Origin of the sequence: Bradyrhizobium sp. SZCCHNRI1029, assembly GCF_032487555.1 — a bacterium.
Lineage (GTDB): Bacteria > Pseudomonadota > Alphaproteobacteria > Rhizobiales > Xanthobacteraceae > Bradyrhizobium.
Window position 1 is genome coordinate 524,363 of the sequence record NZ_JAUEUK010000002.1, and the last position, 14,216, is coordinate 538,578.

A 14,216-nucleotide genomic window follows, 5' to 3' on the forward strand; every position below is an offset into this window, starting at 1 on the left:
CTGATCACCCGTGCCCTGCCAGCTGGACGCCTGCGCTCGATCGGCTACGCCGCTCCTACCACGAGTAGCGCACGCTGCCCTTGCCGGCATAGGAACGGGTGACGCTCGAGAACTCGCCTTCGAACGTCGCCATGGCGCTCCAGCCGTTCTGCCAGCTCATCTCGACCGAGGTCGTCGTCAGCGCGGAGTCGCGCGCCTGCGCGGCGCCGTTGACGACGAAGCTTGCGCCCTGCAGCGTCTGGAACGTCGCCGCGACCGAACGATCGGGATTGAAGTCGTGCGCCCAGGCGAGGCGGCCGCGCAAGGTGAGGGCGCCGTCTGCCAGCGCGTAGGACTTGTCGGTGCGCAGGCCGAACTCGGTGCGTGTGTCGGTGACGGTCTTGCCGGTGTAGCTCAGTGCGAAGGTCGACGTGCCGGAGATGGCCTGCTCCACATAGGCCGGTAGGCGCAGGCTCGTCACCTGCGCAGCCGCGTAAGGCGTCAGGCCGATGCCGCCTATGGGAGCGACGAAGCGCGTGCCGCCCTCGATGCGGCCGATCCAGGCATTGGCTTGATAGGTCGCGCGCAGCCGGTCGACACCGGAGATGGTGACGGTGCGATCCGCGGTGACGTCCTGCCAGCCATAGGCCAGGGCCGCTCTCAGATAGCTCGGGCCGATATGATGATGCAGATAGGCGCCGGCCTGGAACAGATCGGAGCGGCCGGAGCCGAGGCCGTTGACGCTGAAGCTGGTGCCGCCGCCGCCGAGCGCGAAGCCCGCAATCGTGCGCGGTGCGATCCGGTAGTCGGCGCCGACGGCGGTGCCGGCGATGCGGCTGGTGGTATCGTTGGAGCCGACGACTGCATTGCCGCTGGTCGTTTGCGAGCCGCCGAAGCCCGCCGCCCAGACATTCCAGCGCTGCGCAAACTCGGCCGGCCTGTCGTCAGTCAGCATCGCGAAAGCATCGGTGCGCTTGCGGGATGTGTCAGCATAGCTGATCGCGCCCCCGCCGCTGGCTTGACCTTGTGCGAAGGGATCGGTCAGCAGGCTGGCGAACTGGCTCATGGCGTTGAACGTGGTCTGTTGCACGCCGGTGGCGCTCTCGCCGGACGCTTGCGTGAGGCCCGCCTGGTTCAACTTGCCGAACACGACGGGAATATCGCCGGTGCGATCGAAGAACGCCGACAGCGTATCGCCGACCGTCTTCTGATTGCCGTTGAGTCCGCCGGGCACGGCGAAGGCGAGGATCAGATCGAGATAGACGTTGTTGGCGTCGTAGCTCAGGCTGGTCTTGAAGCCGGAGGGCAGGTTGGTCTTCACCACCGATCCGAAGCCGCCCGAGATGCCGCCGCTCGTGGTCAGGATGGTGTAGCGCTTGTCGATATAGCCGCCGCCGGTGCCGAACACGGCGTTGACGGTGGCGCCGCCGAGGGTGGCCGTTCCGGTGACGCTCGCGAATGAGGCCGTGGTCGGATCGAGCTGCACCAGATAGTACGCACCGGACTGGAAGGCGAGATTGCCGACGATGGTCATCGACGAGCCGGCGGTGCCATTGCCCGGCGCCAGCGTGCCGCCGGCATTGATGCCGACCGTCATCGGCGGATCGACGAGACCCGCACCCGTCAGGGTGCCGCCGGCATTCACGGTCACCCCAGAGGTGTTCGTGATCGCACCTTCGACGTCGAGCACGCCGCCGTCGATGGTCGTCGCCCCGGTGTAGCTGCTGGTGCCTGACAAGGTCAGGATGCCTACGCCGACCTTGGTGAGCCCCCCCGTGCCCGAAATCGTCCCGCTGAGTGTCGCGTTGTTGCCGTTGGTATCGAACGTGCCGCCGCCGGCATTGAGGGTCACGGTCCGGCTGGAGCTGAAGCCGGCGAGATATTGCAGCGTGCCGCCACCGAACGACATGCTGCCGGAAGCATCGCCGAGATTGGCATCTGATGACACCGCGAGCGCGCCCTGGTTGATGCTCCACGGCGTAACCGCGGTCGTCGTGCCGGCCAGCGTCCAGGTCGCGGTGCCCGTCTTCACGAAACTCGAGAAGCCCTGGAATTGTGCGGTCGCGCCGATCGTGGAAACGTCGAAGCTGCCGTTCGCGGCGCCACCGAGCCGGAACGTATCGGTGCCGGTGCCGACGACGTTGCCATTGATGATCGAGCTCGCCCAGATCTCCAGCACGTTGCTGCCGCCGGTGAAGCTGATGGCGGCGGGGGCTGCGAACAATCCGAAGCCGTTACCGCGCGAGATCGTGCCGCTGTTGATGATCGCGAGATTGGCGCCGATGACGCCCGCACCGGCCGTTCCAGCCGTGCCGGAGTGACTGGTATCCGTCGCGCCGGCCACGCCTGCGTCGCCGCCGGTGATGGTGCCGGAGTTGATCAGCGTGCCGCCCGCGGCGAAGGCGACGCCGGCGGCACCACTACCACCGTCGCCACTCGCATTCGGTTGGGTGCTGGATGGCGCGTCACCACCATTTCCGCCGCCACCGCCTTTGATGGTGCCGGCGTTGTTCAGCACGACGCTGCTTCCCGTCAGAAAGATACCGTAACCGCCCTGGCCGCCATTGCCGCCCCAGCCATTCACGACGACATTTAGCGAGGCAGCCGCGCCGCCATTGCCGCCCTTGCCTCCCGTGATGCTGCTGCCATTGCTGTAGGTGAGCCCGTTGCCATCGACGACCACCCCGTATCCGCCGGCGCCGCCGCCGCCACCGCCGAAATCCCCGGTGGTGGCGCCGCCACGTCCACCATTGCCGCCGGACAGCGCTGCGGAGTTGCTCGTGTCCGTGGTTACGACGGCGCCATGTGCGCCACCGCCACCTCCGCCTCCGCTGTGAATCGAGAAGCCGCTTTGACCGCTTAGTCCGTTGGCGCCCGGACCGATCCCGCCGCTGCCACCCGGTGCGGCACCGGTCGAATCGCTGCCGCCGGCCCCGCCGAGTGTGCCGGCGCCGCCACCGCCGCCGCCTCGGGTAGGAATAGGTGCATTGGCGCCGACATTTCCAACGGCCGTGGCCGAGCTGGCACCGCCATTGGCGAAGGTGTCCTGGCTGCTGCCGCCGGCGCCGCCTCTGGTGGCCTGCGCAACGGCTGGCGCCGCCGCAAGCACCGGGGTGACCAGCGCGGCCGCTGACAACCAGCACAACCGCCTCGAGCGCGAGACCGTATGGGGACCGGATCGGTTTGCGATCAGCACGTCAGCCTTTGCATCTTCGCGATTGAATCCATGTCGTGCAGGCGCCGTCAGGCGCCTCCAATCGTGCCAGACGGCATATCGCAGCCAAGATCGCCTCGGCGGGTACTGTGATTTTTTGGGTGGATTTCGAGACGGCCTAAGTTCGTCGCTGCCTGTGACCGTCGTGCAACATTCGATACGAACCAGCCTCCGCCTCCGGTTGTGCGTGGTCGTTCCGCAACCGAATGGCGCGCATGCGGCGGGCTTGTGCAGCATGGGCTGTGGCATCAGCGATCCTGCCTCAAACGCTGCGGATAGACCGCGACGAGCACCTGAATTGCCCAGATTCTCCCTGCGCGTCAGCCTCGCGGACCGAGCAGACCAAACGCGGCGGGTGAACAGGCCACACGCTGAGGCTCCCACGACCATCGGCATCAGTTGCGAGTTTCTGATTGGGACCATGCCGTAATTGGTTCGCGGATTGTGGTGGATAGGACTTGGCTGGGAACACCAAAACAATCGTACCGATGTTCGAAGCCGTCCGGTGCTTCTCCAGAGGTTGTGTCTTTGCGATGACAGCATTTTAGGCAGAGCGGTGATAGGCTCCATTCATGGGCAGATATCGTTCTGCTCACGCGCGGTGCCTGATCTCTGGTCATCGCGCCCTGATGTTTCCTCCCGAGACGATCACCTTGCCCGGCGCGTGCGTCGGGCTTTTTTTTGCGTTCGGTGGATCAGAGTTCGCAGCTCATCCCGTCGCCCTCGAAAAGAAAAAGCCTCCGTCCGGCTTTCGGAACGAAGGCTTCGAGCAAAGATGATGCAGGTCAGCGGGCGCGCGGACCCGAGGCGAGTCAGCCTCAGTGGGCCTTCTCCGCAACCGGCATGTGGTACCAGTCGGACTCGTTGTCGAGCATCGTTTCGTCGAACGGCAGAACGCCGACGTGATTCAGAGCGGCCGCGTTGACGTCGCGCACCATGTCCATCGCCGTCAGAAACTCGTTCAATTCCGTCGCGCTCATGGAAGGCTACTCCTCACACGCGCGGGCCGAAGGGGTCCGCGATCAACTGATGCGAAGAGATTAACGCGGTCTCCCTCTGGCCTCAATCCCGCCCAGGTCGAAGTTCCAACGTGGTGACATCTGGGCCACAGCGGCGGGATGCCGCAGCTTGGTCATATTGCACCTGCTCACACGACGCGGTGCAGCCGGAGATCGGCGATCTCGCCATCGGTGAAGCCGAACTCGGAGAGGATCTCCTCGGTCTGCTCGCCGAACTCCGGCGGCCGTGCCGCCATCCGGCTCGGCGTGCGCGACAAGGTGAAGGGCTGCGCCACCAGCGTGATGTCGCGGCCGTCGTCGCTGGCGACCTGCTGCGCCATGCCGAGATGCTTCACCTGCGGGTCCTCGAACATCTGATCGATCGCGTAGATCGGCCCGCAGGGCACGCCGGCGGCATTGAGCTCGGCGACCCATTGCTCGCTCGTCTTCGCCAGCGTGCGCGCATTGATCTCGGCGTTGAGCGCATCGCGGTTCTTGGAGCGCGCCGGCGCGGTCGCGTAGTCCGGATTGTCGATCCATTCGGGCGCGCCGAGCGTCTGGCACAGCCGCTCCCAGATCCGTCCCCCCGTGGCGGCGATGTTGATGTAGCCGTCGGAAGTCTTGAACACGCCGGTCGGAATGCTGGTCGGATGGTTGTTGCCGGCTTGAGGGGCGACCTCCTTCTCCATCAGCCAGCGTGCGGCCTGGAAGTCGAGCATGAAGATCTGCGCCTGCAACAACGACGTCTGCACCCACTGGCCCTCACCGGAGACCTCGCGCTCGAGCAGTGCGGTGAGGATGCCCATCGCGCAGGACAGGCCTGCGGAGAGATCGGCGATCGGGATGCCCGCGCGCATCGGGCCCTCGCCAGGCGCGCCGGTGATCGACATCAGCCCGCCCATGCCCTGCGCGATCTGATCGAAGCCCGGCCGCTTCGCATAGGGGCCGTCCTGGCCGAAACCGGAGATGCTGCCATAGACGATGCGCGGATTGACGTTGCGCACGGCCTCGTAGTCGATGCCGAGCTTGGTCTTCACATCAGGGCGATAGTTCTCGATGACGACATCGGCCCGCTTGGCCAGCCGCATGAACACCTCGACGCCCTTTGGGTCTTTCAAGTTGAGCGTCATCGCGCGCTTGTTGCGATGCAGGTTCTGGAAGTCGGAACCGCGGCGCGGGCCGCCCAGGGCCTCGCCACCATCCTCCATCATGGCGTCGATCTTGATGACGTTGGCGCCCCAATCGGCGAACTGCCGTGCGCAGGTCGGGCCGGCGCGCACCCGCGTCAAATCGAGGACAGTGAAGCGGGACAGGGCTTTGGACGCGCGCGGAAAGGCCATGCGGACGAACTCCGAGAGAACGTGACATGGTTGTATAGGAGAGCGCGCGGGAGGCGACAATTGCGTGCGGGCGGTGCGGGCCGCCCCGCTCATGCCGCTGGCGCAGGGCTTCCTGCTACGGGAACAACACGAGGAATTCACCGCTCGTCGGCGATCACCTTGCCGTCGTTGGGCAGCGTGCCTGGTGCGATCAGCTCGATGCTGCCGCCGAGCTTGGTGATGTTGCGCAGGCTGGCGGCGAGCGCGTCCTGCAGGCCATCTGATGGCGAGGCGCATTCCGCCTTCAGCGTCATCGCATCGGTCTCGCCGGCGCGGGTGACGACTAGGCGGAGGCGGCCGAGCTCCGGGTGGCGCTTGCCGATCTCGGCGACCTGCTCGGGGCGCACGAACATGCCCTTGATCTTGGTCGTCTGGTCGGCGCGGCCCATCCAGCCCTTGATGCGCATGTTGGTGCGGCCGCAGGCGCTGGTGCCGGGCAGGGCGGCGGTGAGGTCGCCGAGGGCAAGGCGAATCCAGGGATGGTGGCGATCGAGCGAGGTGACGACGATCTCGCCGACATCGCCTGGCGCCACCGGATCGCCGGTGCCGGGGCGGACGATCTCCAAGATCAGGTCCTCGTTGACGACCATGCCGTCGCGCGCTGCGGTCTCATAGGCGACGATGCCGAGATCGGCGGTGCCGAACGCCTGATAGGCATCGATGCCGCGCGCCTTCATCTCGGCCTGCAGTGACGGCGGGAACGCCGCGCCCGACACCAGCGCGCGCTTGAGCGAGGACACGTCGCGGCCGGCGCTGGCGGCGCTGTCGAGCAGGATCTTCAGGAAGTCGGGCGTGCCGCTGTAGCCGATCGGGCGATAGGCCTCGATCAACTCGAACTGCGCCTCGGTGTTGCCGGGGCCAGCCGGGATCACCGCGCAGCCGAGCGCGCGCGCCGAGGCGTCGAAGATGAAGCCGCCGGGCGTGAGGTGATAGCTGAAGGTATTGAGCACGATATCGCCGCTGCGGAAGCCCGAGGCGAACAGGGCGCGGGCGCCGCGCCAGGGATCGCTGTGCGCCGCCTCCGGTTCGAAGATCGGCCCGGGCGACGTGAACAGACGCGAGAACGCGCCGGGCGCCTGCGCGACGAAGCCGCCGAATGGCGGGGCCGCCTTGTGCAGGGCAGGCAGCTCGGATTTGCGCAGCACCGGCAGTTGCGCGAGCGCAGCGCGCGTCGTGATGTCCTGGGGATCGATGCCCTGCAGCAGCGCGGCATAGGCCGGCGCCTTCATCGCCGCGTGCAGCACGTCGGGCAGGCGGCCGAACAGATCCTGCTCGCGGGCTGCGGGATCACGGGTTTCGAGGGCGTCGTAGTGGGTCATCGTACCCAGTCCTTGAATCTTGCGGTCGTCATGCCCGGGCTTGTCCTGGGCATCCACGTCGTTCATCGTTGCGGCTCGTGCGTGGATGGCCGGGTCAAGCCCGGCCATGACGAGGAGAGAGTTCGGCTACAGCCACCGCTTCCGCCGCTTGAAGCTCTTCAGGTTCTTGAAGCTCTTGCGCTGGTCGCCGGCGCCGCCGAGGTAGAATTCCTTGACGTCCTCGTTGTCGCGCAAGCTGTCGGCGGTGCCGTCGAGCACCACCTTTCCCTGTTCCATGATGTAGCCGTGGCTGGCCACCGACAGCGCCGCGCGCGCATTCTGTTCGACCAGCAGGATGGTGACGCCGAGATCCCTGTTGATCTCCTTGATGATCGCGAACACTTCCTTCACCAGCAGCGGCGACAGGCCCATCGACGGCTCATCCATCAGGATCATCTTCGGCCGCGCCATCAGCGCCCGTCCGATCGCCAGCATCTGCTGTTCGCCGCCGGAAAGATAACCCGCAAGGCCGGTGCGTTCCTTCAGCCGCGGGAAATAGTTGAACACCATCTCGATGTCACTGTTGACCTCGCGATCGGATCGCGTGAACGCCCCGAGCTTGAGGTTCTCCAGCGACGTCATGTCGGAGACGATGCGGCGGCCCTCCATGACCTGGAAGATGCCGCGGCGGACGATCTTCTCCGGATCGATGCCGTCGATGCGCGTGCCGTCGAACATGATCTCGCCGCGCGTGACCTCGCCGTCCTCGGTCTTCAACAGGCCGGAGATCGCCTTCAGCGTCGTCGACTTGCCGGCGCCGTTGGCGCCGAGCAGCGCAACGATCGCGCCCTTGGACACGTCGAGGCTGAGGCCGCGCAGCACCAGGATGACGTCGTCATAGACGACCTCGATGTTGCGGACGGAGAGCAGGGGGGCTGCGCTCGCGGTCGCATTTGCATTGGGCTTATCGAGGGTCTCAACCATATCCGTTCACCTCACTGTCGTCCCCCGCGGGAGGCGGGGGGCCCAGTATTCCAGAGCCGCCGATGCTCGGTGGAGAAGCCGCGGCGTACCGGATCCCCCGCTTTCGCGGGGGATGACGATGGCGTGCGGAGCGGCTGCTGAGTTGATTCAGCGGCCGCCTGGCAACCTACCAACCCGCCCATTCCGCCTTGCGCGGCAGCTCGATGGTCTTGACCTTCTCGAGCTTGATCGTGCCCTTGGCCATGAGATCGTTGAGGTCGCCATCGGTCGGGCCGGTCACCTTGGCGCGATAGAGGTCGACCTTCATCGTGCCGCGGTGATCCTTGTCGGTCCAGGTCGAGGGGCTGCAGACGCCTTCCATCCCTGCGGGCACCCAGTCCTTCTTCTGGTAGAAGCCCTTGGCGACGTTCTCGCCGGTGGCGCCGCCATTCTTCGCAGCCCACTCGATCGCCTCCTTCATGTAGAGCGACGAGCAGACCGCGGCGACATAGTGCACCGGTCGATAGACCTTGCCGGTCGGGTCGGACATCTTGGAGATCTCCTGCACCGTCTTCATGCCCGGCGCATCGCCGCCCCAGGCCACCGAGGTGCGCAGCGGAAAGACGACGCCGTCGGCGGCATCGCCCGCGGTCTTGGCGGCGTTCTCGTCCATGCCCCAGACGTTGGACAGGAATTGGACGTCGACGCCGGCATTCTTGCAGGCCTTCATCACCGAGATGTTGGAGGCCGCGGTGTTGCCCAGATAGGCGTAGTTGGCGCCGGAGCTCTTCAGGCTCAGGCACTGCGCGCTGTAGTCGCCGGGCGCCAGCGCGAACACCAGCGGCGGCAGCACCTCGAAGCCGAGCTCGGTGGCGAGCGCTTCGCCCGCGGCCTTCGGCGCGTTGGGATAGGGATGGTTGGCGCCCATGTGCACGAATTTCGGCTTGCCGGGCTTGCCCTTGGCCTTCCAGTCCTCGGCCGCCCAGGTCAGCTCGGCGCGCAGTGCGTCCGAGTAGCTTGGGCCGTAGAAGAAGTTGTACGGCGCGGCCTTGGCCTTGCCGCTGGTGCCTTCAGGGTCGGTCAGCGCGGCGGCGTAGGAGCCGGACATGTCAGGGATCTTGTCGTTGGCGAGGAAGCCGGTCAGCGCCTCGGTGTCCGCGGTGCCCCAGCCCATGATCGCCGCGACCTTGTTGTCCGGGGCCGACCACTTCTTGTACAGCGCGATCGCGCGCGGCACCTGGTAGCCGTAGTCGTTGCTGTCGACCGCGAGCTGCTTGCCGCCGATGCCGCCGTTCTTGTTGACCCAGGCGAAGGTGTCCATCACGGCCTGGCCATAGGGCGTGCCGACGTCGGACGTGCCGCCCGAGAGATCCTGCAGATGTCCGATTGCGATCTGCTGCGCCTGCGCCGTTGAGGCGAAGGCGCCTGCGAGCAGCGCCAGCGCCGCCGAGCCGAGCAATGATTTCATCGTCATAGTGCTTCCTCCTGTGATGCGTTCGGGCCGGATTGTCGCCGGTCCCTGTTGGTTGAGTTCAATGTGAGAACGGATAGAGCTTCCAGTATGTCTTGATCTGGCGCCAGCGATGCGCCAGCCCGTCGGGCTCGAACATCAGGAAGGCGATGATGATCAGGCCGATCGCGATCTCGCGCAAAAAAGTGATGTTGTTGTTGAGCGCGAGCGCCTTGTCGATCGCGCCGCCCTTGAGGTGGTGGCTCAGCCATTCCATCGATTCCGGCAGCAGAACGACGAATGCTGTCCCCATCAGGGTGCCCATGATCGAACCGGTGCCGCCGATGATGATCATGGCGAGAAACAGGATCGAGCGCTCGATGCCAAAGCCTTCCTGCGAGATCACCAGCTGGTAGTGCGCGTAGAGCGCGCCGGCAATGCCGGCGAAGAACGCGGCGAGGCCGAACGACAGCGTCCGGTACTTCGTCAGGTTGATGCCCATGATCTCGGCCGAGAGATAGTGGTCGCGGATTGCGATCAGCGCGCGGCCGTCGCGGGTGCGCATCAGGTTGGTGACCAGGAGGTAGCACACCACGACATAGGCCAGCACGACGTAGAAATATTGCCGGTCGCCGCGCAGCGTATAGCCGAAAATCGAGAACGGATTGGCGGAGGCCGGCACCGAGCCGCCGGAGAACCACTCGGCGCGGGAGAAGAAGTCGAGCAGGATGTATTGCGCGGCGAGGGTGGCGATGACGAGATAGAGACCCTTCAGCCGCGCCGCCGGAAGTCCGAAAATCAGCCCGACGAGTGCTGTGATCACCCCGGCGAGCGGGATCGCGAAGAACACCGGGATCGCGTAGGTGTTGTTGATATAGGCCGAGGTGAAGGCGCCGAGCAGGAAGAAGCCGGCCTGTCCGATCGAGATCTGGCCGGTGAAGCCGACCAGGATGTTGAGGCCTAGTGCGGCGATGGCGAAGATGCCGATCTGGATCGAGACCGACAGCCAGTATTCGGAGAACACCTGCGGCGCGAAGCACAGGAGGATCACGCCGGCGATCGCGAAATTGCGGCTGGTTCTGGTCGGGAAGATCGTGGTGTCGGCCGCGTAAGAGGTGCGGAAGTCGCCGGCGGGTATCGTGGAGCGCGCAACCATGATTCAGATCCGCTCGATGTCTTTGGTGCCGAACAGGCCGTAGGGCTTGATCATCAGGATGATGATCAGCACGTAGAATGGCGCGATCTCGTACAGATTGCCCCAGTGCAGATACTGGCTGTCGACATACTGCGCGATGTTCTCGAGGAGGCCGATGATGATGCCGCCGAGCACGGCGCCACCGACCGAGTCGAGGCCGCCGAGGATCGCCGCCGGAAAAACCTTGATGCCGTAGGCCGACAGGCCGGAGGAGACGCCGTTGACCACGGCGACGACAACACCGGCCACGGCCGAGACCGTTGCCGAGATGGCCCAGGCCATCGCGAACACGTTCTTGACGGAGATGCCGAGCGACTGCGCGACCTGCTGGTTGAAGGCGGTCGCCCGCATCGCCAGGCCATATTTGGAGGCCTTGAAGAACCAAGCCATGCCGAGCATCATCAGGACCGATACCACGAGGCTCATGACGTAGACCGTCTGGATTTGAAGTCCGAACAGGTCGACGGACGTGCTGGCGAACACTGGCGGGAACGGCTGGGGGTTGACGCCGAACATCCATTTCAGCGCCGCCTGAAACACGGTCGAAAGGCCGATCGTGACCATGATGACGGAGATGATCGGCTCCCCGATCATCGGACGGAGGATCACGACCTGGATCGCGATGCCGAACGCGAACATGAAGACCAGCGTCAGCGGCATGCCGACCCAGAACGGCACCTGATATTTCGTCAGCAATGCCCAGCACACCCAGGCGCCGATCAGCAGCAGCTCGCCTTGCGCGAAATTGACGACCTGGGTCGCCTTGTAGATCAGCACGAACGACATCGCGACCACGCCATAGAGCGTTCCGACGACGAGGCCGTTGACCAGGAGCTGGATGAGGAAGGCGGTGTTCATGATCGTTCTCACTCGTCACCGCCGGGCTTGACCCGGCGATCCATCGCGAAGGAGATTTTCGGAAGAGGATGGATGCGCGGGTCAAGCCCGCGCATGACGACCTCATGTGGCAGAAGGCGCATCACTCCGCGGCCTCCGCCATGGCGCCATGTCCACCCAGATCCACCACCTTCAGCGTCGTGCGGATGCGCTGGGTGGTGCCGTCCTGGAAGCGGATGACGGTATCGACGGGGATGGCAGGCTTGCCGCCATAGATGCCGTCGATGATATCGGCGTACTTCTCGTTGATGACGCTGCGACGCACCTTGCGCGTACGTGTGAGCTCGCCGTCGTCGGCGTCGAGCTCCTTGTAGAGCAGGAGGAAGCGGGCGATGCGCTGCGCCGGCGGCAGGTGGGCGTTGACGGTCTCGACCTCCTTCTGCAACAGCGCGTAGACCTCGTTGCGCGAGGCGAGATCGGAGTAGGTGGTGAACGCGATGCGGTTCTTCTCCGCCCATTTCGAGATGATCGAGTAGCGGATGCAGATCATCGCGGCGAGATGCTCGCGGCCGGCGCCGAGCACGACGGCCTCGGCAATATACGGCGAGAACTTCAGCTTGTTCTCGATATATTGCGGCGAGAAGCGTTCGCCGCGCGCGGTCTCGGCGAGATCCTTGATGCGGTCGATGACGACGAGCTGCTTCGCCTCGTTGAAATAGCCGGCGTCGCCCGAATGCATCCAGCCGTCCTTGACGTCGGCGGCCGAGGCTTCCGGGGCCTTGTAGTAGCCCAGGAACATGTTCGGATGGCGTACCAGGATCTCGCCGATCCCCTGGCTGTCGGGCTGGTCGATCTTGATCTCGATGTCCTCAGCCATCGGCACGCCCGTCGTGTCCGGATCGACCTTGTCGGCCGGGTGCAGCGTGTAGGCCCCGAGCAGCTCGGTCTGGCCGTAGAGCGTGCGCAAGGGCACGCCCATGGCGCGGAAGAACTTGAACGTGTCGGGCCCGAGCGCGGCGCCGCCGGTGGCGGCCGAGCGCAACCGGGTGAAGCCGAGCCGGTCGCGCAGTGCCCGGAACAGCAGCATGTCGGCAAGGCTCGAATGCTGGCCCCTCTCCAGCGCGGCAAGGCCGGTCGACATGCCCAGATGATACAGCCGCTGCTTCAGCGGCGAGGCGTCCATGACGGCGGCACGGACGTCGGCCGCGATCTGCTCCCACACCCTCGGTGCGAACAGCACGAAGGTCGGCGCGATCTCGCGGAAGTCGTTCATCATCGTATCGGGCTCTTCGACGAAGTTGACCTTCATCCGGCAGAGCAGACCTTTGCCGAGCACATAGACCTGTTCCATGATCCAGGGCAGCGGCAGCACCGAGACGTATTCGTCCTCCGGTCCCTTGGGATCGAAGGCGAGATAGGTGGCGCAATGCTTGAGCACGCGCGCGGCCGAGAGCATCGCGAGCTTTGGATGCGAGGTCGTGCCCGAGGTGGTGCAGAGGATGGCGACGTCGTCGCCGACGGTTGCATCGACCATGCGGTCGTAGAGATCGGGCTCGCGCGCCGCCCGGTTGCGGCCGAGCTCGGCGAGCTTGTCCGCCGGCAGCAGCCTGGGATCGTCATATTTGCGCATGCCGCGCGGATCGGAATAGACGATGTGCTTGAGCGCCGGCACGCGCTCGGCGAGGTTGAGCAGCTTGTCGACCTGCTCCTCATCCTCAGCGAACACCAGTCGCGCCTCGCCGTAATTGAGCAGGTAGGCGGCCTCGTCGTCGAGCACGTCCCGATAGAGCCCGAGGCTCATGGCCCGGATCGCATGCGTCGCGACCTCCGCGGCAACCCAGTCCGGCCGGTTGTCGCCGATGATGCCGATCACGTCGTCCTTGCCGAGGCCGAGCTCCACCATGCCGAGCGCGAAATCGCGCACGCGCGCCTGGTAGTCGGCCCAGGTGAAGGTGCGCCACAGCCCGAGATTCTTCTCGCGCAGCGCGATCTCCGTCCCGTGCTCTTTCGCGTTCAGCCGTAGCAGCTTCGGATAGGTGTCGGCCTGCTTGACGCGACCCGCATAGTCCATCATGCCGCGTCCTCCGCGATGGACGGCGCCTCGTCGGGATCGACCAGCAGTTCGTCCTCCTCGCCGAGATAGGCACGCTTGACGTGAGGATCGGCGAGCACGGCGGCCGGGTCGCCCTCGGCGATCTTGCGGCCGAAATCGAGCACCATGACGCGATGGGAGATGTCCATGACCACGCCCATGTCGTGTTCGATCATCACGACCGTCATGCCGAATTCCTCGTTGAGGTCGACGATGTAGCGCGCCATGTCCTCTTTCTCCTCGAAGTTCATGCCGGCCATCGGCTCGTCGAGGAGGATCAGATGCGGCTCCAGCGCCATGGCGCGCGCCAGTTCGACGCGCTTGCGCAAACCGTAGGAGAGGGTGCCGGCGGGCGCCTTGCGCACCGACTGCAGGTCGAGGAAGTCGATGATCTGCTCGACCTTCTCGCGATGCTTCAGCTCCTCGCGCCGCGCGCCGGTGAGCCAATACAGAGAGCCGGTGAGGAAATTGTTCTTCAGCAGGTGATGGCGCCCGACCATGATATTGTCGAGCACGCTCATGTGGTGGAACAGCGCGAGGTTCTGGAAGGTGCGGCCGATGCCGATGTTGGCGCGCGCGCTCGGTGGCAGGCCGGTGATGTCGCGGCCGCGATGGAACAGGCGGCCCTCGGTCGGCTTGTAGCGGCCGGAGATGCAGTTGACGATCGAGGTCTTGCCGGCGCCGTTCGGGCCGATGATCGAGAACAACTCGCCCTCGCGCACGCCGAAGCTGACGTCGGTCAGGGCTCGCACCCCACCGAAACGCAGCGACACTCCGCGCGCTTCCAACGTATAGTCCAAGTCGTCCTCCC

Annotated in this window: 10 protein-coding genes; all 10 read right to left on the minus strand. The window is 65.4% G+C overall.

Annotated features, from left to right (window positions below; translation table 11 throughout):
* Positions 1 to 55: 55 nt before the first annotated feature.
* On the minus strand, positions 56 to 3,115 hold the full coding sequence (locus QW861_RS08220; protein WP_315753560.1) for an autotransporter domain-containing protein: 3,060 nt from the start codon (positions 3,113 to 3,115) through the stop codon (positions 56 to 58).
* A gap of 896 nt (positions 3,116 to 4,011) precedes the next feature.
* Positions 4,012 to 4,173, minus strand: coding sequence for a hypothetical protein (locus QW861_RS08225; RefSeq protein ID WP_315712919.1), 162 nt, complete (start codon positions 4,171 to 4,173; stop codon positions 4,012 to 4,014).
* A gap of 167 nt (positions 4,174 to 4,340) precedes the next feature.
* Positions 4,341 to 5,531 (minus strand): CaiB/BaiF CoA-transferase family protein, encoded by a 1,191-nt coding sequence (locus QW861_RS08230; protein ID WP_315753562.1) that lies wholly within the window; start codon positions 5,529 to 5,531, stop codon positions 4,341 to 4,343.
* Between the two features lie 137 nt (positions 5,532 to 5,668).
* The gene (locus QW861_RS08235) at positions 5,669 to 6,889 is read right to left on the minus strand and encodes a phenylacetate--CoA ligase family protein (protein ID WP_316192949.1); all 1,221 of its coding nucleotides are present in this window, start codon (positions 6,887 to 6,889) and stop codon (positions 5,669 to 5,671) included.
* Between the two features lie 126 nt (positions 6,890 to 7,015).
* A complete protein-coding gene (locus QW861_RS08240; protein WP_316192900.1) occupies positions 7,016 to 7,852 on the minus strand; it encodes an ABC transporter ATP-binding protein in 837 nt (278 codons plus the stop codon).
* Positions 7,853 to 8,018: 166 nt separating this feature from the next.
* Positions 8,019 to 9,305 carry an ABC transporter substrate-binding protein gene (locus QW861_RS08245; protein WP_315712916.1) on the minus strand — a complete coding sequence of 429 codons (1,287 nt, stop codon included), beginning with the start codon at positions 9,303 to 9,305 and terminating at the stop codon, positions 8,019 to 8,021.
* Positions 9,306 to 9,363: 58 nt separating this feature from the next.
* Entirely contained in the window at positions 9,364 to 10,437 is a 1,074-nt protein-coding gene (locus QW861_RS08250; protein ID WP_315712915.1) for a branched-chain amino acid ABC transporter permease, read from the minus strand.
* A gap of 3 nt (positions 10,438 to 10,440) precedes the next feature.
* A complete protein-coding gene (locus QW861_RS08255; RefSeq protein ID WP_316166153.1) occupies positions 10,441 to 11,334 on the minus strand; it encodes a branched-chain amino acid ABC transporter permease in 894 nt (297 codons plus the stop codon).
* Between the two features lie 121 nt (positions 11,335 to 11,455).
* A complete protein-coding gene (locus QW861_RS08260; protein ID WP_316174085.1) occupies positions 11,456 to 13,387 on the minus strand; it encodes a long-chain fatty acid--CoA ligase in 1,932 nt (643 codons plus the stop codon).
* Positions 13,384 to 14,205 carry an ABC transporter ATP-binding protein gene (locus QW861_RS08265; RefSeq protein ID WP_315712912.1) on the minus strand — a complete coding sequence of 274 codons (822 nt, stop codon included), beginning with the start codon at positions 14,203 to 14,205 and terminating at the stop codon, positions 13,384 to 13,386. The genes QW861_RS08260 and QW861_RS08265 overlap by 4 nt, the downstream gene beginning before the upstream one ends.
* Positions 14,206 to 14,216: the final 11 nt, after the last annotated feature.